The following is a 19,168-nucleotide window of genomic DNA, read 5'->3' on the forward strand; positions in this document are numbered from 1 at the left end:
GGGTTTGATGACCGTCCGATCAGTTGAACAGAGCTGCAGTCTTCAGGACTGTTGTCCAGACACCCCAAGCGAGCGGGATGCCCACCGCGGCCCAGGCCAGTGCCGCCGTCAGATCGAACCGGCCCCGGTCGATGCCGAAGGAGCCACTGCGAATTTCACCCGCCTGGGTCCCGTTGGACTGCAGGGCCGCGACTTCATCGGCCGACATGAACCACCTCTCGCCCAACGGTCGCACCAGCGCATTGGCCAGAAGGCCAAGCGCCAGGAAGCCCGCAAGGATATACATGGTGTTGTCATAGACCAACGCCCGCTCAACGCCTGCGTTGATCTGCGCCTCACGGATGTAGTTGACGACAACTGGCCCGACGATCCCGGCAGTGGCCCAGGCGGTCAGCAGCCGGCCATGGATCGCGCCTACGAACTGGGTGCCGAAGATATCGGCCAGATAGGCCGGCACGGTCGAGAAGCCGCCACCATACATCGACAGAATGATGCAGACCATGGCGACAAACAAAACCTGGCTGCCCATATGCGCCACCGTCGGCAGAAGCGCGTAAAGAGCAATCCCCAGACCGAAGAAGATGAAATAGGTGGTCTTGCGACCAAGCCGGTCAGATGCCGAGGCCCAAGCGATACGGCCGCCGATATTGAACAGCGACAAAAGTCCCGCGAACCCGGCAGCGATTGCGGCAATCGCTGCCTTCTGATCGCCGTTCAGTTCGGTGAAGCTCAGCTCCGGCAGACCAATCAGGCGACCGCCGAAGATCTCCTGCAACATAGGCGAGGCCATGCCGATCACGCCGATCCCGGCGGAAACGTTCAGGCAGAGCACCGCCCAGATCAGCCAGAACTGCGGTGTCTTGTGTGCGTCGCGCAGATGGACGTGATGCTGGGTGATCATGGCCGCTTTTTTCGGGTCTACCTTCGGCTCCCATCCCTCGGGCTTCCATCCAGCTGGCGGCACCCGGTAACCAAAAGCACCGGCCATCATGAAGACGACGTAGATCGCCGCCATGACAAGGAAGGTCTGCCAGACGCCCACGCCGGTGTCTGATGCAAAATGGCGCATCAACGCATCGGCCAGAGGCGCGCCGATCATCGCACCGCCGCCGAAGCCCATGATCGCCATGCCAGTTGCAAGACCGCGCCTGTCGGGGAACCATTTGATCAGCGTCGAGACTGGCGAGATGTAGCCCAGCCCCAGTCCGATACCCCCGATGAAGCCGGAACCGATCCACATCAGCCAGAGCTGATGGGTCATGATGCCGATGGCTGCCAGCACCATGCCGCCACACCAGCAGAGCGCAGCCACGAACCCGGCCTTGCGAGGTCCGGCGACTTCAAGCCAGCCGCCCCAGATCGCTGCAGAAGACCCGAGCAGGACGAAGAACAGGGTGTAGATCCAGCCGAGGTCAGCCACGCGCCAGTCACAGCTTGTGGTGAACAGCGCGGTCATCAGCCCCATTCCCTCGCAGACCACGGGATCAGTCACCCCGATGGCGCGCGACAGAGGCAGCCAGAAGACCGAGAAACCGTAGGCCATGCCGATGCACAGATGGATCGCCAATGCGGCAGGCGGCACGAGCCAGCGGTTGAAGCCCGGCCTGGCAATGGTTCTTTCGCGGGACAGAAGTGCGGTCGTGCCGCCGCTATCCCCCCATATTTCTTGAGTGGCTGTCATGTTTCCTCCCTCGACCGGTTTTCCGGATTCAAGGCGAAGAGCCGACAGCCTCCTCCTGGCCCGCGGCAGATCGCCCGGTTGAATGGCCGCGCAGGGCCGGCCTCCTCAAGCCGGCCAGGCGCGTTTCGATACGAAGCGGTGATAGATGAACGCGACCAGAAGCAGGATCAGCGCGCCCGCGATGATGGGCAAAGCCAGGAAAGACCAGCCTGCCCCGGTCATGATGACGACCAGCGGGTTGCCACCCGCTGGCGGATGCAAGGTTTCGGTAAACTGCATCGCGGCGATGCCCAGCCCCACTCCGATGCCCATGGCCAGAACGCCGTCACCGATGAATGTCAGCGCCAGAAGACCCATGAGCGCGGTCAGGAAATGGCCTCCTACCACATTGCGGGGCCGTGCCAATGGACTGGCAGGCAACGCAAAAAGAAGAACACAGCTTGCCCCGAACGGTGCAATCAGCAGCAACTGGTTGAGGGACGTGGTCAGTGTTGCCAGCAGCCAGATCGCCAGCGCGCCACCCAGACCAGATACAAGGGCCGGTAAGCCGTTCTTGCGGATGTAAAGCGTGATCGCTTCGATGGTGGAAACCGATTGTTCGGTGTTGATCTCGGATGACATGGGGGACCCCCCGGCTGAACGGGAAACCCGCGCGGATTTGCCCCGCGCGGGAGTTTACGGTCAGTTGACCTTCTTGAACTTGGCTGCCTCTTCGGAACCGCCAGTCGCATTGCCCTTGGAATAGGAATGCGCGCCGACCCCGGCCAGACCGCCACCCTGGACGATCAGGTATTCGTCGCGGATCGGGCGACCTTCAAAGTGGCATTCCAGGATCTCGCGGGTCCCCGCTGCATAGCGCGCCTGAGCCGACAGCGAGGTGCCCGAGATATGCGGGGTCATGCCGTGATGCGGCATCGAGCGCCACGGGTGATCTTCCGGGGCGGGCTGCGGGAACCAGACGTCGCCCGCGTAGCCTGCCAGCTGACCCGATTCCAGTGCCCGCGCGATGGCGTCGCGGTCGCAGAGCTTGCCGCGCGCGGTGTTGACCAAATAGGCGCCACGCTTGAAGTGCTTCAGCGTGGTGTCGTTGATCATATGTTCGGTTTCGGGGTGCAGCGGGCAGTTCAGCGTCACCAGATCGCAGGCCTCATAAAGGCTTTCGCGGGTGGCGTGCCAGGTCAGGTTCAGCTCTTCCTCGACCGCCTGCGGCAGGCGGTGGCGGTCGTTGTAGTGCAGATGGGTGTCGAAGGGCTTCAGCAGCTTCAGCACCCGCAGGCCGATGCGGCCGGCGGCGACGGTGCCGACATGCATGCCTTCGATATCATAGGAACGGGCCACGCAATCGGCGATGTTCCAGCCGCCCTTCATCACCCAGTTGTAGCTGGGGATATAGTTCCGCACGAGGCTGAGCGCCTGCATCACGACGTGCTCGGCCACCGAGTTCGAGTTGCAATAGGTCACCTCGGCGACGGTGATGCCGCGGTCGATGGCCGCCTGCAGGTCCACATGGTCGGACCCGATCCCGGCGGTCAGCGCCATCTTCAGCTTCGGAGCCTTGGCGATGCGCTCTGCCGTCATATAGGCGGGCCAGAAGGGCTGCGAGATCACCACCTCGGCATCGTGCAGATGCTGTTCCAGAACCGAGTCCGGGCCGTCCTTGGACGAGGTGACGATCAGCTCGTGACCCTGTGATTCCAGATACTTGCGCAGGCCCAGCTCACCGGAAACCGACCCAAGCAGATGGCCGGGGGTGAAGTCGATGGCCTTCGGCGTCGGCAGGGTCTGGCCGTCCGGATACTTGTCGATCTTCGGCAGATCGTCGCGGGCATAGGAGGAGGGGTAGCCGTCCACCGGATCATCGTAGAGAACCAGAACAACCTTAGCCATGTGACTTCCTTTTCAGCGTTCATGAGGCACCAGAAGCCCAGCCCCTGCACCGCATTTCCGGGCGCAAAGGTTCAGCAGGACGCAGGTTTCCGGGGCCTGACCCGGGGGTCAGACGCTCCGGACGCATGGGTCCGGGATGAAATCGGGGCTTCCCTCCCTGGATGCCTCGGGGTGAGCGAGGTGTCTTGTCGGACAAGAGAAGCTTGCATGCCATTGTATGCGGCTTCCAATGGAAATTATGCACGAATCCATAGACGATGCCGATGAAGCCGCAGTGCAGCGATGGATTTAATCTATTGCATCGCTATGGTTATAGGCTGGGGTCCGGTTTTCACGCCGCGCGTTTTCTGCACAGGAAAACTGTCGGATTTCTTAGTCTGACCGCATGTCGAGGCCGGAAATCATGTCCGCCACTGCGCAGTCCTGCCCGGTCGCCCGTGCGTTCAGCCCGGCGACGATCCATTTGCGGTCCTCTGTGCTCTGGTCCTGGCTGAGTTTGGCGATGCAGTCAAACGCCTCGATTCCAAGCCGGTATCCTCCATGATCTGCAGACGCCCCGGCATCGATTTTACCACCAGCCTGCTGGAAGGCCGTTGTGCCCTACTTGCGCACCAGAAGGATCTTTCCTTCCTCGTTCAGGATCAGTCCCACAGCGAAATGGATGTCACCTGCCATCTGCCACTATCAGACAGAGTGAACCTTCATATTCAGGCTGATTGCGCAATGATCCGTAGGCAGCGTCCCAACTTCCCGAACACAGCGCCTCTGAAAGGGCATCGACATAACAGGCGGCAAGATCTGCGGGCACAAAGCTCCAGGCCGAATTCGCCTGACGCGCCCCGGGATCAAGCAGGGTTTCGGGGCGCCCGAAATAGGCTTCGTTAAACCCATCCCGGCAATCGAACGGGATGGGAACAGGCTCGACCCGAACCCTCTCTCCCAATGCGGCTGCGATGGTGTCGGGCGAAGGATAGCGCCGGGCCTCGGTTGCCAGCACTTCGGGGGCATAGTCGTTCAGCCAGAACCGCTGGACCGCGTCCGGAAGGCAGGTCAGGATCACGATCGGACCACGGGTTACACGGCGTGTCTCTCCCAGACCGCGTGCCAGATCGGTCCATTGATGAACGGTAAAGCTGGCCATGGCGGCGTCAAACGCCCCATCGTCGAATGGAAGATCTTCCGCCGTGGCGTCAACCGCCTGCGCCAGTGCTGCCGGCCGTTGAGCGCGCATCGTCGCCGAGGGCTCCACCGGGGTTACAACCCGGTCGGTCGGCTCATAGGACCCCGCCCCGGCCCCAACATTCAAGACATTGCTCGCAGCACCCAATGCCGCGTGAAGCCGCTTTGCTATCTGCGGATCTGGCTGCCTCCAGCGCGTATAGCCGCCACCAATTGCACCGTAATTCGCATCGCCTGCACTGCCGTCTGGCTTTCTCATCCTCGCCTATCCCACCATCCGGGCGTTCGCATCCGCATCACCTCTGCCGAAGATCACCTCGAAGCGCTGTTCGACATTGGCATGCTCGGCACAGTCCTGCAGCGCCAGCGCCATCGGAGATTGCGGCGAGCGATCAGAGAGCACGAGTCCGATCTTCTGCCGGTGTGACGGCTCGACCATGTCACGCAGCACGAGATCTTCTGTTTCGCCAAACACGAAGCCAAAGGTATGGGGGACAATCGCACACCAGTGGCCCGCTCGCAGATGCGCCGCAACGCCAAGGAATGAGTTGCTGACAACTTTGGGGCGAAGTGCCACCCCCGCGCTGGCGGCCACATCGTTCAGGATACGCCGGTTCTGCATGTCGTCTGACAGCAGGCATAGCGGTTGGGTCACAGCCGCAGCCCAACTGACGGTCATGTCCTTGGCAAAGGGATGATCAGAGCGGCAGGCGAACACATACCTCTCATGGTAGAGAGGAAAGCGCCGCACGTTCTGAAGTGGCTCATTGTCCAGATAGGTCAACCCGCCATCGATCTCAAAGGTCTCCAGCCCGCGCTGGATATCCCTGGAAGACATCGAACGCACCGCTATTTCCGCAAGCGGATTGCGGGCCTCAAATTGCTCGGACAGGAAGGCAATTGACGGCATGGCAGCGGGGATGACACCAAGGCGAAGCGTGCCGTTAAGCCCCCCCTTCTTCTTGCCTGTCAGATCGTCATGCATGCTGTCGTAGTCCGCCAGGATCTGGCGTCCCCAGACCAGAACCTTCTCGCCTTCCGGCGTTAACGCCATGAACCGATGCCCCCTGATGATGAGGGCCAGGTTGAGGTCATCTTCCAGTTTGCGGATCGCCTGTGACAGCGTCGGTTGGGTGACGTTGCAAATCTCTGCCGCCCGGCCGAAGTGCTGCTCTTCGGCCAGGGCCACGAAGAATTTCAGGTGTCGGATCAGCATATGTTCCCCTTCCGGCCTATGTCCCAGGCGACGCGATATATTTGACGAAACATATCGAAATCTGCAACCTGCCGCCCGATAGAAAACCCAGCCGGTTCACGTGCGACATGCGGCCGAAACGTTGAAATCCCCCGCTCTCGGCATCGGCATCGCATACGGCACGGAGAACCTCGAGCATCTCCTCAATGTTTCCGCTTCGGAAATGAGCGCGCGGCCCGATGACCCCGACCATTTTCTTGACTGGCTCAAGACGCAAACAAGGTGGCGTCCGGTCTTCGGCATCTAGCCGCGAACCTTTGCTCCTCGCGGAATCTATCGAGACTATCTGCAGGACTTTCTTGCTGCCCGGGGCCTTAAAGAGGGCGATAGGCTGGTCCATCACCGCGCGATTGTGACCATGTCGATCACTCCATGCGCTCCCAGCTGGTTCAAGCCGAGGGAAGGCTGCACATGGGTCAATTCTCAGTGGCAATCAACATGCCCGTTATCTCGGCGGTGCGAAGGGCCCCTCATAGCCCGCCTCGCGTTCCAGCAAGTGCAGCTTTTCGCAAAACAGCGACAGGTTTTCTTTATCCTGCCAGTAGTTGTAGAATATTTGTCCCCAATCCAGCTCGGCCCGCCTGATCGGGTCCGTCACCTGTTCACCATCAACGACCGGCGGGAAGTAATCGGCATAGAGGCCGTGGAAAACATGTGCTGCCTGCGCCTGAGAATAGAGCATCTTTTCTGGGAAAATCGCTTGCTGGTCATAGCATTCCAGAAGCTGGCGGCCGAAATAGGAGTTTACAAAATCCTTGATATTGACCCTCAGACTCAGATCGCCCGGGATATCCTCCCCGCCCCCGGATGACGCAGTGACTGTCATCATCGCAAGCGCGCCATTCGGCAGCCACCATTGTCCAAGGTTCAGCACCCTCGCGGGCAGTTTCCGGTCCCACTCCTCCGTTGATACCAGAGTGCGAAACCTGTGCAGCTCTTCGCGCAGGGCGTCGGGAGAAAGCTTTTCGGTCGCCAGTATCACGCGCTCACAGGGCTTTTCGCTGATCTCGATACTGTTGTGAAAGCAGCTGCTCTGATCACGCGCCCGCAGCGTCAACTCCATGATGCTCGCGTAAATCCGGCTAATCGCCTCGATATCGTCTTCGCCTTGTTGGGTCGCGGAACCATCGCCGGGATCCATTCGGATAAAGGTGTGAAAGTCGAGGTCAAGTTCATCTGTGACGCCGACATACATCCACAGCATCCCGGAATCGGGCTGATATGGCAGCGCGACACTTTGCCCCGCGCCATTGCGCAATACGATCTGCAAGGGGGAGCCATCTTCGCCTCCCGGCCATAGTTCCAGGCCCTGCATGTCCAGCAGGATCTTGAAGTCATATTTCCGGGTGGAACGCGCCATGGTGCCGCTGAACGGCTCGCCGATCTCGACATCGAGGATATCGGGCTGCAGCATCGCATCGCTCCGGTTTTCAGCAAATGTACGCAGCGAAGAAATCAGCACAATCCCCATTAGCGCGAGGACTGCCAGCATCAACGTAGCAGGGATGGGCCGCCGATGCCTCATCCAGCCGCCATCACGCTGCGGATCTCATCATAGAGGATCGGCCGAAGCTTTGGCGGATTTCGCGGGTCAAGTCCGGTCCCGTAGTCCAGAAGTGCGGGCTTCCCCCAGACCCATCTGAAATCGTTACTGTCATTCGTGGCAGGCCAGTCGAAATTCTCATTCTCCGCGCGGACGAAATGCCGGACGACATCCTTGAACCACGGCGTTCGTTCATTGGGATCGGTGAAATCGCCGCGCGAATACGAGAAGAGGAAGGGCTGAGGCCCGACTGCGATCGGGCTCAGCGTAGCCGCTTTCAGCGGCAAGGATTGCAGCATATACGGCAGTTTCGACGCAGAAAGCAGCGCCCTGATCCCGGAGAACTGCGTCGTTGGGCCATTACGATTGCCGACCACCTCGACCACCCGCTCAAGCGTATTCATGAAGCGGCTGAAGGAGGCATCGCCCCCCTGCTCTCCCAGGGCCACAAAATCCTCGTCGGGCACAGCGCCCCTTCTGGGGCGATACATGTAGTTTTCAAGGATATGACGCTGTTCATGGTCGATGATCGTCAGTGAGCCTTCAACATCATTCATCGCCAGTCTTCGCAACCCATTACGAAGATGGTTGTTCAGTGGCGAGCCGAATGTGCCGTTCCCCCAATAGACCGGGTGTTCTTTCGCATATTTGTCTTTCACATGTGCCACGAAGTGATCAAAGCACTCAAGGAACTCATCGACCTTGCTCAAGCGGAAAAAGCCGAATTCTGCCTCATGCATCTGGCAAAAATGCAAAACCGCGCCGAGATCCATATAGATCGCCAGATTGCCATATATCAGCCGCCTCAGACCGATAAGGGTCTCGGGATAGCCCATATCCATCCACATGCGCGCAGAAATTTCCTGCCAGTCGACGAGGTTCGTGACATTGTTGTCATTCACGATGCCCCGCCCGCTTTCGTCATAGACGTCAGGCTCTTCTCCCCGCCCGGCCCAAGAGCCCCAACCCTTCAGCGCATCCAGCGCAGCGTCCATTGCATAACCGATATGGGTCGAACCAAGAGCCGCGCCACCAGCGAATTTAAGCCGTTTGGCCTCACCGTTTGGCTGCATGTAGATTCTGGCATAATCGGCCGAGATCGCCCTGTTTCGCTGCCGATGGGCCGCGAAATTCTCGATCGAGCAGCTTGCTGCGTTGCTGGAGCAGAGGTTTTTAACCCGCAGCACCTTCGCCATCACCTGATCGTAAAGCTTCTCGCACTGGCAACGATGGCAGGAAAGCGCCTTGGCATCTCCGGCTGCGGTCTGCGTCGAGAATGGGTTGGGTACGCGGCCCTGTTCCCCAACCTGCTGCCGTAGGATACGCGCATGCTGGTTCATGTGCCGGTCGAAGAAGGTGGATAGCATCAGGCGGTCTCCGAATTGGCCTTGCGTGACATCTCCCAGGCCGTGTCATGCATTCGGGCGAGTGTAGCCTGCGGGATCTCATGAGAGAGCGGCCTCATATCCACTACCCGTTCCACCGGCTGGCGCAACAGCCAAGAGGCGGCCAGATAGTCGCTCACCTCGCGCTCTGAACGCAAGCCAAGCTGGTTGCGGGCATGATGAAATAATTCCACTAGGAATCTGTGCTCGTCGATATGGCTCGGAAGTCTGCCATAAGAATCGGTCAGCCACTTGCGTACGCGGGCGACAAAACCGTCCATCACCGCCAGCTGCAGCGCGTGCCGGTCCTGCAGACTCAGTACGAGCGGCCCCGCCTCCAGCCGCGCGGCATCGGCCTGACTCGCCGCCCAGATCCGCAGTATTCCATGCGGCGCATCGGGGATCATTATCGTCCCCGCCGCCAGAAGACGTGCGCATACCGCGTGCGAGCCGTGATCCAGCAGATAGCGGGCGAAGACCGGGTTCCAGAAGCGCAGGAACATCCAGCGCGCTGCATCGCCCGCCTCGTCCCTGACCTGGGTCAGTTTGCGCAGCCGCCTGCGAACGCCATCGATCCCCAGATCCGAGCGCAGGAAGATCACTGCGCCGCTGTCCCACAGCCATCGATCCGAGGGCCCGCAGGTGAACAAGCTACGCGTCAAGGCATCCTCATCGGCAAGTTCGATCAGCCACGGCGCGACTGCGCCAAGCTGCACCGCCGCATCGCCATCGAACAGGCAAACCGAAGCGGGCCTCCTGCCCTGCAAGCGCTGGTCCAGATTGGAAATGGCCGCCGCATCAAGCACCGCAAAGCCCTGACGGCCATCCACACCAAGAATAGTGTCGCGCAGTGCATCCGGCACGGATTTACGCGGCCACTGACCTAGTTGCTGGTCAAGCGGTGTGACCTGCAGGGTCCGGTATGGCGCTTGTTGTTGCTGAACCCGCCCGGCGGAAAGCACGTCTGAATGGTCCGATGCAGATGATGTAACCCGCCATGGATCGTCGGCTTCCGGAAACTGACTTAGCATACCTGTAATTCGTCAAGGGAGTGAAAATGGCATGAAAACACCGTTTTATGGGACGCGGCTTTGGTAAGGTCAATATGAGATGGGCCGGGTCGAGCCGCGATGCAGTTCCCTTCAAGGCGAACATTGCAACATGTGTAGGCCGAAACAACAGGAAACCCTGTGGGTCCATCGCGGCAACGGGCATGAGTGCCCGGCACACTATCTCAAAGATGCCGGGCGGTCTCTGATCGGGCAAACCGGCTTCGGGTCAAGCTGGCGCCCTCGGGGACGGCACAAGTCCATATCGACCGCCCAGGCGACGCTGCACCGGATCCCGATTCAATCTCGCTATCTGTCGGTTCGGATTCCAGTCGACGGAACGGCGCATCCGGACCCATCTGGTTCGTCCTCCTTAGACGAGCAGGCTGGACCCTTTTTGGGATATCGCAGCTTACCTCGCTAGTTGCGGTTCCGCCTGACATCATCCTCTTAGCATTATTTATTTTTTAATAGATATCTATATAATCGAAACCGCGCCAGACATCTTACCTGCGGATCACTCATCGCTTCTCTTTGCTGCTCCAATATTTCCGATAATGTTCCCTTATCGCATACGCAAAGTGAGTACAAGAATTACGCCTCACCGCCCGTCGAATCCTGGCTCTAGTCAAAAAAATGGGCGAAGAATCCTCATAGATCCGTCGCCCATTTGTTGCCTGACTTACTTCTCCAGCAGTGCCCGCACCTCGATCATCAGAAGCTCCATCAGGTCGTTATTCATCGGCGCGCCTTCCAGTCTCAGAACATAGGCCTTGCCATCCCGCCCCCGCGTGATCGTTATCCCGCTCGATGTCCGCAAGGTTTCATCGTCCAGCCAGCCGTATTGCGGCGGTTGCTTGGCCTTGGGTCGCCCGCCCCTTGCCGGATCACGTGGCGCGTTTTCATAGCTTTGAAGAACCGGCTCGATCAGCGCCCATTCTTCCTCCGCATCATCCGGCCCGCGCGACGACAGGGCCTGCCGCAACCGCGTTTCAGCGCCGCTACGAAGCGCCGAGGACAGCCGTAGCCCGCGCTTTTCTGTCAGCGCCTCGGGATAGCGCAGCATATCGCCCAGTTCTTCAAAGATCAGCGCGAAGGATCGGACCTTGGACCGCTTCGCCTTTGAGCCGGTCGCGTAGAGCCGGTTGACGGCCTCTTCAGTGTTGGCGAAAGCGCCCTGATTGGCGGCGATGACGGCGATGCGGCCACGTTCGAAATGGCTTAGTTCTTCGCGGACTTCGTTCTCTTCGACCATCGAGACGAAAGCCTGATCCGCCTCGGCGCGCGGGCGGATCAGTGCGCGGATACGGGCATATTTATCGGCCTCGGTAAGCTCGTGCAGCGCGCGGACGGCGTGAAGGCGGCGGTAGCCTGACAGCAGCCCGTAGCGAGGCCCCTGCCCTTCTTCCGTCTCGATCTCGAAAACCTCGATCGGCAGCCGCAGCCCGCTCGCCGCGATGGATTGGCGAAGCTCCATCATGTCCGCTTCGCTCATCACCATGCGGTCGCGGATCATCGCGCCTTCGTTGATCTGATCGGTCGGCAGTTCGACCATCAGCAACCCCTGCTCCTGCGCTTCACGCAGCCGATTGGCGTCCGCCTCGGCCTTGGCGCGGATCGCGCGGGTTTCGGCGCCTTCGGTCGGCGACTGGGCGGCGCTGTCGGCGGCGACCTGTGCGATGGGCGCGATGCCGGGACCGACCGAGGGACGGCCAGAGGTTTCGCGGCGAAACTGTTCCTCGATCCGGTCCAGATCGTCGCTACTGGGGGTTTCAAGACGCCTGCGCTTAACCATGTGCCTGTTTCTCCTCTGCTGCCTTTTCGGCCTCGCTCATCTGCTGATCGCGCCACCAGGTTCCAAGGATCAGCTCTTTCACCTCGGCCCAGGTCCGGTCGAAGGTCTCGCGCCCCCGGACATAGGTGTCGCGGTTGAATTCGCGGTAATCGGCCTCGTAGATGCCGTTCACTTGCTCACCCGCCTGCCCCACCATGGCGGTCAGTTCCTGCCGGTATGTGGTCATGAAGTCGCCGAAATAGGCCTGAATGACATTGGCCAGATCGGTCTGCTGCGCGGCGTCGAACCGGGTGACGATGGCGCGCACCGCGTCCCATTCGAAGCGCATCTCCGGCAACCCGTCCCGGCGGCGGGCGGCATTTTCACCCTCTTCGACACTGGCGAAGGTTGAATAGAGCATGTCGAAGAAGCGGCCGGTTGAATCGAATTCAAGGAAGGACGCGCCCAGCGGCACCAGAAGGATGTCGGCGGCGGCCAGCGCGTTGATCGTCAGATAGCCAAGCGCGGGCGGTGTATCGAGGATAATGATGTCGTAAGTGTCAACGAGGCGGTCGTTGCTCAGCGCGTTGCTGAGCGCGTCCCATAGGGGCCAACCACGCAGGCCCATCCGCCAGACCGGAATTTGGAATTCGGCCCAATAGAGATTCAACTGCGCGCCCAGCAGGTCGATATTCGGCCAGTGGGTCGGCTGGATCAAATCCTGCGCGGTCAGCTTCAGCGCCTCGGTCAGGGTCTCATCAAAGGGCAGGGGCGGCTGACCGGCAGCCTCGCGGACGCGGTTCTCGTCCTGCAGTGCGAGGGCATAGTCCTTGGCCAGCAGCGGGAAGGCAGTGGACCATTCATCGGTGACTTCGCCACCCATGATCGAGGTCATGCTGCCTTGGCTGTCCAGATCGATCACCAACACCTTGTAGCCGTCCAGCGCCGCGGACATGGCCAGATGCGCCGCGGTCGAGGTCTTGCCAACGCCGCCCTTGAAATTGGCAACGGCGATGGTCTTGGCGGGAAGCCCCGCGGGGCGGAAGGGGCGGTATTCGCGGCCTGCGGCACCCTCTGCCGCGAAGTGATCGCGAAGGCGCAGGACATCTTCGAGACTGAACCACTTGGAATTGCCTTCCCCGGTGCCTTGCGGCAGATCGGGGAACTTGCGCAAGACGCGACGGAAATGAGCCGGAGCGACCGGGATCAGATAGCGGCAAACCTCCCATGTCGAGAAGCGGCGAAGGCGTTTGCGGCCATCCGGGGCATAGCCGCGTTCGGCCAGATCCTGTCGGCCTCGGGCGGCAAAGGCTGCCGCTTTCGCGAATCGCGCCGTATCGATAGGATCGGACAGGCGTTGCGCCGCCTTGGCCGGATCGATGTTGAAATAGGGGGGAAGGGGGTCCTTACTTGAGGACATGTCACTACCTCTGCGATGTGCTGCTCGGATACGTATTTTGCAGAAACTATCGCACATGGATTCGTGCAAGTGAATCACCAACCGAGGTTTCGCGGCGAAATCATGCGAAAAAGAGAAGAAACGACGGCAGAAAGCTTGTTGGATCTTTGAGATCTTTAGGATCTTTGCGCGAGTATTATTGATTTATATCAGCGAATTACGATCAGTCAGGCACCCGTTTACAGGCTTATTGGTATCCGTTTGCGGGATGAAGGGTGCCCGATTCCGGGGCGAGGGGCACCGATTCGCAGTAAGAGGGGTTTCCGTTTGCGGGAGCGGCGGAAAGCCGGACTTTTGAGCGAAAAACGGGGTCTTAAGCGCCCATATCGATCCCGTAAATGGGCGCCTTTGCGGGGTGGATGTGGCTGAGGAACCCGTTTACGGGAGAGTCTGGAAGGGTAGGGCACCCGTTTACAGGTGCCCATGAAAATGTTGTGACGAGGCACCTTTTCGGTCATACTCTCTGGCAAAAGAGAGTCGGGCAGACCAATGGAAGAAATCCCTCGCGACCAGTTGACGGGCGCGCTGCGCCGGGGCGCAGTCAAGAAGCACGTGGCGGCGATCCATGTGTCGGGCAAGCTGACGCTGCTGCAGCGGAAGCTGTCGAATGTGTTGTTGCTGAATGCCTATGACACGCTGACCAGCCGCAGCCGGCATCAGATCGACGCGCGGACGCTGTGCTTGATGATCGGCTATAACAGCAATGACATGGACACGCTGAAACAGTCGCTGAAGGGGCTGGCCGAGACGGTCGCCGAATGGGACATGCTGGATGAAAAGGGCCAGCAGGAATGGGGGGTCAGCAGCCTCTTGAGCTATGCCAAGCTGAAAGGCGGCGTTTGCGAATACGCCTATTCACCGGCGCTGGCCGAAAAGCTGCATGATCCGAAGGTCTTTGCGCTGATCAATCTGAACATCCAGCGGCGGTTCACCTCGGGGCATGCGCTGGCCTTGTATGAGAATTGCTATCGCTTTGTCAGGACCGGCTCGACCGGCTGGTGGCCGCTGGATCTGTTCCGGCGGCTGATGGGGGTCGAAGGGTCGGCCTATTATGAGGTGTTCAAGCATCTGAACGCCAAGATCATCAAGCCCGCCGTGGCCGAGGTGAACAAGACCAGCAATATCATCCTGACGCCGGAGACGAAGAAGACCGGCAGGGTGGTCACGGATATTCGTTTCCGCATCAAGGAAAACCCGCAGCTTGCGATTCTGGACATCGATGATGGCGAGGGGATGCGGCATGGGCCGGTCTATGCGCGGCTGCGCGGGCTTGGGGTCAGCGACCGGCTGGCGCGGCAATGGCTGTCGGTGCATGGCGAAGAGCAGGTGGTCGCGAAGCTGGACTATGTCGAGTCGCGGCCGAATGTGAAAAGCATGGTCGGTTATCTGACGGCGGCACTGGAGGGCGATTTTGTCGCGACGCCGGACGGGGCAGGGGAGGGGGCCGCCCCCTCGGGCCGGGCCGAGCAGTTGCGGCGTATCCTTGAGGCGGTCAAGGCGCGGACGCCGACGCAACGCGATGCCGACAAGCGGCTGTTCCTTGGCCAGATCTCTGACCGTCGGATGCGAGAGGACTTCGAGAAGCACGGCTGGATGTCGCCGCTGAATGCCTCGCGCATTGCCGAATTCTGGGCAGAGATGTCGCCGGGATTGCTGGCGGGGATCGAGTGAGAGGGCGTTCGGCGGTCTTGAGGATGACCGGCACGCCCGATGCCCGAAGCGATCAGCCTTTGACCCCGGCGGAGATCATCACGGCCTCTGTCACCCTTTTCTGGAACACGAGGTAAGCCAGAATAACGGGAGCGGCTGCGAGCAATGCAAGCGCCATCATCCGAGCATATGCGACGCCGAAGCTGTCATTCACCTGCGTTATGCCCACCGGGATGGTCATCATGTCTTCGGACGTGGCGACAAGGAAGGGCCAGAAAAAGTTGTTCCACGCCGAAATGAAGGTGATGATTGCCAGCGCCGCAGTGATCCCCCAGTTCAGGGGCAGATACAGCTTGAACAGAAGGGTGAACTCACCGCCGCCATCCAGAAGGACCGCCTCGCGCATTTCTTTTGGGATTGCGTCGAAGAACTGTTTGTAAACGATCACGACGACCGGAACGATCAGTTGCGGCAGGATGATGCCCCAAGCCCGGTTGATAAGGCCGAGATCGCTCATCAGGACGAACTGTGCCACATACAGCGCGGGGACCGGGACCATGAAGCTGCCGACGATCAGCAGATACAGCAAGCGACGCCCCGGAAAGCGCAGTTGCGACAGCGCGTAGGCGCACATCATCCCGAACAGCAATACGATTCCCGTGATCGTCAGAGAGGTGCCGATGGAATTCGCATACCAGCGCGCCAGTTTGGACGTGGACAACACTTCCCGATAGGCGGCCAGGTTGATCTCGTCCAACAGCACGCCAGCACTGTCAGAAACGATGCGGCCTTCCGTGCGCAACGATGTCGTCAGCGCCCAGTAAAGCGGGAAAATCCAGATCATCGCGGCGATCAGGACAAGGGCTGCGAAGGCCAGATTGCGGGCGCGTTTGGCGGTCATTTGCGGCCTCCGATCCGGAGCAACTGGAATTGCAGCACCGAAACAATGACGATTGTGATGAACAGGACCATAGCGATCGCCGAGGCGTAGCCGCCGTTGTTCAGCTGAAAGGCCTCGCGATACATCTGCATCAAGACGACATATGACTGATTGAAGGGCCCGCCTTTGGACAAGAGATACACCTGATCGAAGAGCTTCAATTGCAGGATCAACTGAAGCGTCAGGACCAGGGCCGTTACCGGCCATAGCAGGGGCCAAGTCACACGTGCGAAACGCTGCCATGCTGTTGCGCCATCCAGCGCAGCGGCCTCGTAGAGATCTGGTGGAATATTGCGCAGCCCGGCGATGAACAGAAGGACGTTGAAGCCGTTCGTCCACCAAACCGTGACGACCGCGATCATCGGCATCACCCAGTTGGGGTCTTTGAACACGGCGATCGGGCGGCCTGTTACGGTTTCGATCAGCGGCTGCAGAATGCCGAACTGGAAATCCAGCATCCATGCCCAGATCATCGTGACGACCGAAACCGGCAGGACATAGGGCAGAAAGAACAGCGTCAGCACCAAGGCCTGAACGCGCCCCCTTAGCTTGTTCACCGCCAATGCGATCAGCAGCGCGATCACTGTTGTCGGGATCACCGTCAGAAGCACGAAGTAGAAGTTGTTCCAAAGAGAAGTGTAAAACAGCTTATCTTTCAGAAGTTTGGCGTAGTTATCGAAGCCTATCCAGTCGCCACCACCGATCAGGGCGGCATTCGTAAAGCTCATCGTGACCACCCGAAGCGTCGGGTAGAGGAAGAACACGATGAAGACGATTACGAACGGACCTGTCAGAAGAAGTGCCGCGCGCATTTCGCGGCGCCGACGTAACTTTAGCGACATGGAGAGTATCCTTCCGGTGGGAGAAGGGTGCCGGAAGCGTCAGCGGACGCCCCCGGCAATCAGGTTCATCGGCAAAGGCAGGTCAGTCCAGAAGACTTTGCAATTGTTCTTGCATTTGCAGGGCAGCGTCTTCGGGGGACAGGAAGCCATGCACCGCCGGCGCGATCAGGTTGTCCACGGCGTCATATACTGGTGACGCCACCCCGGCGATGCGGGTTCGTGGATCAAACGCCGCGGTTTCGGCAAGCACCGCATAGGTCGCGTTCGGCTCCATCCCCTGATATTCGGCGCTGTCAACGGTGGGCTTGTAGGCCGGGATATGTCCGGCTTCTCCCCATGCAAGCGAATGTTTTTCCATCCAGCCGATGATGGTCAGCACCGCATCTCGGGTTTCCTGCGACATGTTGGGATCGTTCGGGATCGCGAAGCCGTGGGAATCCGCCCATGTCGAGCGCTGGTCCAGAAGTTGCGGCACCTCATTTGCGGACCAGTCGAAGCCCAGTGTTCCAGCGGTGCTTTGATCCTTGTAGGTTGGCACTTCCCAGACACCGTTGATGAACAATATCGACTTTTTGCCCGAGAACAGCGCGACCGAGGCTTCGTATTCGGCCTGTTCGGGGATCAGGCCTGCGGCGCGCCAGTCGGCAAGGATTTGGATTGCCCTTGTCGCTTTGGCCAGATTGTCGCCTTCAAGCACCTGGCCATCGGTGACCAACTGCCCACCTTGCTGGGTGAAGAGGGTGTAGAACGTGCGCCAGGTTCCGCCGCCGCCTGCTGTTTGAAAGCTGAGTGGATCCGAAAAGCCCTGCTCTTTGGCCCAGGTCAGCAGTTCGGTCATGTCCTCTACGGATTCCAGACCCGTCAGGTTGCCGTCTGTATCCAGCCATTTGCTGCCCGCGAGTGCGGTCTTGTTATAGTAGAGCACGATGGCATGGATATCGAAGGGCAGAGCCATGAGCTGACCGGCCTCGTCAGAAGCCGCCGCGATGGAGGCAGGAAAGAATTCCTCTTTCGAAAGCCCTGCCGTCGCGAGATCGGCATCCGTAATCGGGGACAGCACCCCCTCTTCCAGCGCGAGGGGGAGGCGGGACAGGTGATAGGTCATGATGTCCGGGCCTTCGCCGACGGCAACGGCGGTGCGGACCTTTGTGTAGAAGGGCATTCCCCATTCCAGTGTGGTGCCCTTGATCTCGATATCGGGATGTTCTGCGTTGAACTGCTGGATCAGCGCTTTCATGCGCACGCCATCGCCGCCTGCAAGAAAATCCCACCATTCGACCTGAACCTTGGCCCAAGCAGGAGATGCGAGGCCTGCGATCATCGCGACCGTTGCTGCAAATTTAGTAAATCTTCCTGTCATGCTTTCCTCCCTCGGATGACTGGTCTTGGATTGCGGTCAGCGCACCCTTTGGCCGCCCGCATCAAAAGCGAAGATGCGTCCCGGTTCGGGCAGCAAATTCTGGACAGTTCCGCGCAGGCCATGGCGCGCGCCGACCTGCTGAAAGATCACAGGACTTCCGTCTTGCAGCGCGCCATATTGATAAGAGATGCCGCCCAGTTCTTCGGCGACATCAACGGTGACCTGCAGGCCCGGACCATCCGTCAGGGTCAGATGTTCAGGACGCATTCCAAGGCTGATCGCGCTGTCGATCGCAGGCCGCGACGTGATCGGCACTGAAAGGTCAAGATCGGGCTGACCCTTCGGTCTGGCGCGGATTCCGTCCGTATCGTGAGCCGAGACCGTCGCCTCGAGAAAGTTCATTCCGGGCGACCCGATAAATCCCGCGACAAACCGATTGACCGGATCATCATACAGGTCCAGCGGCGCTCCCGCCTGCTGAACCATGCCAGATTTCAACACGAATATCTTATCCGCCAGCGTCATCGCCTCAACCTGATCATGGGTGACATAGATCATGGTCGTGCCAAGAGCCTTGTGCAGCCGCGCCAGTTCCAGCCGCATCTGCACCCGTAGTTCGGCATCCAGATTGGAGAGCGGTTCATCGAACAGGAACACTTCGGGGGCGCGGACAATCGCGCGCCCGATCGCGACCCGCTGACGTTGGCCACCCGAGAGTTGCGCAGGCTTCTTGTGCAGATGGTCAGTCAGTTGCAGGATGCCCGCCGCACGATTGACCTTTTCCTCCACCTCTTTCCTTGGGCGCCGCGCAAGGCGCAGGCTGAATGCCATATTCTCAAAGACAGACAAATGCGGGTAAAGCGCGTAGGACTGAAACACCATCGCCACTTCGCGCTTGGCCGGGTCTTCGTGAGTGACATCGCGGGCGCCAATATGGATGCTGCCGGATGTCGTGTCCTCAAGCCCGGCAATCATCCTGAGCAGCGTAGATTTTCCGCATCCCGAGGGGCCGACGAAAACAGCGAACTCGCCTTTGCCTATCTGCATATCGACGCCGCCGATGACATCGACCGCGCCGAAAGATTTCGTCACCCCTTCAAGATGAACGCCGGTTGCCGTCATATTCCCCCCTTTTTCTGTTCGCGCCGCCCGCAGGAAAATCGG

The 19,168-nt window shown here is 59.8% G+C and carries 16 protein-coding genes; 2 read left to right on the forward strand and 14 right to left on the reverse strand.

Annotation, left to right across the window (positions count from 1 at the left end; all coding sequences use genetic code 11):
* Positions 1-19 precede the first annotated feature (19 nt).
* From JJJ17_RS12255 to JJJ17_RS12275, 5 genes are all read right to left on the reverse strand, one after another.
* Positions 20-1,681, reverse strand: a complete 1,662-nt coding sequence (locus tag JJJ17_RS12255) for an OFA family MFS transporter (RefSeq protein WP_200686861.1) — start codon at positions 1,679-1,681, stop codon at positions 20-22.
* A 105-nt stretch (positions 1,682-1,786) separates the two neighbouring features.
* Positions 1,787-2,302: an HPP family protein gene (locus tag JJJ17_RS12260; protein ID WP_234464071.1), complete on the reverse strand. Its 516-nt coding sequence runs from the start codon at positions 2,300-2,302 to the stop codon at positions 1,787-1,789.
* Between the two features lie 60 nt (positions 2,303-2,362).
* A complete protein-coding gene (locus JJJ17_RS12265; RefSeq protein WP_200686863.1) occupies positions 2,363-3,568 on the reverse strand; it encodes an NAD-dependent formate dehydrogenase in 1,206 nt (401 codons plus the stop codon).
* A gap of 664 nt (positions 3,569-4,232) precedes the next feature.
* The gene (locus JJJ17_RS12270; protein ID WP_200686865.1) at positions 4,233-5,006 is read right to left on the reverse strand and encodes a class I SAM-dependent methyltransferase; all 774 of its coding nucleotides are present in this window, start codon (positions 5,004-5,006) and stop codon (positions 4,233-4,235) included.
* A gap of 6 nt (positions 5,007-5,012) precedes the next feature.
* On the reverse strand, positions 5,013-5,963 hold the full coding sequence (locus JJJ17_RS12275; protein WP_200686867.1) for a LysR family transcriptional regulator: 951 nt from the start codon (positions 5,961-5,963) through the stop codon (positions 5,013-5,015).
* Between the two features lie 100 nt (positions 5,964-6,063).
* Between JJJ17_RS12275 and JJJ17_RS12280 the strand changes: the two genes are divergently transcribed.
* On the forward strand, positions 6,064-6,249 hold the full coding sequence (locus JJJ17_RS12280; RefSeq protein WP_200686869.1) for an FAD/NAD(P)-binding protein: 186 nt from the start codon (positions 6,064-6,066) through the stop codon (positions 6,247-6,249).
* A gap of 198 nt (positions 6,250-6,447) precedes the next feature.
* On the opposite strand, the gene JJJ17_RS12285 is transcribed toward JJJ17_RS12280, so the two are convergent.
* From JJJ17_RS12285 to JJJ17_RS12305, 5 genes are all read right to left on the reverse strand, one after another.
* Positions 6,448-7,494 (reverse strand): hypothetical protein, encoded by a 1,047-nt coding sequence (locus tag JJJ17_RS12285; protein ID WP_200686871.1) that lies wholly within the window; start codon positions 7,492-7,494, stop codon positions 6,448-6,450.
* 29 nt (positions 7,495-7,523) lie between these two features.
* Positions 7,524-8,912, reverse strand: coding sequence for a hypothetical protein (locus JJJ17_RS12290; RefSeq protein WP_200686873.1), 1,389 nt, complete (start codon positions 8,910-8,912; stop codon positions 7,524-7,526).
* Positions 8,912-9,961: a DUF4123 domain-containing protein gene (locus JJJ17_RS12295; RefSeq protein ID WP_200686875.1), complete on the reverse strand. Its 1,050-nt coding sequence runs from the start codon at positions 9,959-9,961 to the stop codon at positions 8,912-8,914. Before JJJ17_RS12295 ends, JJJ17_RS12290 begins: the two co-directional genes overlap by 1 nt.
* Positions 9,962-10,661: 700 nt before the next feature.
* Positions 10,662-11,774 carry a ParB/RepB/Spo0J family partition protein gene (locus JJJ17_RS12300; protein ID WP_200686877.1) on the reverse strand — a complete coding sequence of 371 codons (1,113 nt, stop codon included), beginning with the start codon at positions 11,772-11,774 and terminating at the stop codon, positions 10,662-10,664.
* Positions 11,767-13,173, reverse strand: a complete 1,407-nt coding sequence (locus JJJ17_RS12305; RefSeq protein ID WP_200686879.1) for an AAA family ATPase — start codon at positions 13,171-13,173, stop codon at positions 11,767-11,769. The genes JJJ17_RS12300 and JJJ17_RS12305 overlap by 8 nt, the downstream gene beginning before the upstream one ends.
* A 528-nt stretch (positions 13,174-13,701) precedes the next feature.
* On the opposite strand from JJJ17_RS12305, the gene JJJ17_RS12310 reads away from it, so the two are divergent.
* The gene (locus JJJ17_RS12310) at positions 13,702-14,883 is read left to right on the forward strand and encodes a replication initiation protein (protein WP_200686881.1); all 1,182 of its coding nucleotides are present in this window, start codon (positions 13,702-13,704) and stop codon (positions 14,881-14,883) included.
* Between the two features lie 52 nt (positions 14,884-14,935).
* Here the strand turns inward: JJJ17_RS12310 and JJJ17_RS12315 are convergent, their stop codons facing one another.
* The 4 genes from JJJ17_RS12315 to JJJ17_RS12330 all read right to left on the reverse strand — a co-directional run bounded on the left by JJJ17_RS12315 (position 14,936) and on the right by JJJ17_RS12330 (position 19,126).
* A complete protein-coding gene (locus JJJ17_RS12315) occupies positions 14,936-15,763 on the reverse strand; it encodes a carbohydrate ABC transporter permease (protein ID WP_200686883.1) in 828 nt (275 codons plus the stop codon).
* Positions 15,760-16,530 (reverse strand): carbohydrate ABC transporter permease, encoded by a 771-nt coding sequence (locus JJJ17_RS12320; RefSeq protein ID WP_234464089.1) that lies wholly within the window; start codon positions 16,528-16,530, stop codon positions 15,760-15,762. The genes JJJ17_RS12315 and JJJ17_RS12320 overlap by 4 nt, the downstream gene beginning before the upstream one ends.
* A 196-nt stretch (positions 16,531-16,726) precedes the next feature.
* Positions 16,727-18,004: an extracellular solute-binding protein gene (locus JJJ17_RS12325; RefSeq protein WP_200686887.1), complete on the reverse strand. Its 1,278-nt coding sequence runs from the start codon at positions 18,002-18,004 to the stop codon at positions 16,727-16,729.
* A gap of 36 nt (positions 18,005-18,040) precedes the next feature.
* Positions 18,041-19,126 carry an ABC transporter ATP-binding protein gene (locus tag JJJ17_RS12330; RefSeq protein WP_200686889.1) on the reverse strand — a complete coding sequence of 362 codons (1,086 nt, stop codon included), beginning with the start codon at positions 19,124-19,126 and terminating at the stop codon, positions 18,041-18,043.
* Positions 19,127-19,168 lie beyond the last annotated feature (42 nt).

Source organism: Paracoccus caeni (assembly GCF_016629665.1).
Taxonomy (GTDB): Bacteria; Pseudomonadota; Alphaproteobacteria; order Rhodobacterales; family Rhodobacteraceae; genus Paracoccus; species Paracoccus caeni.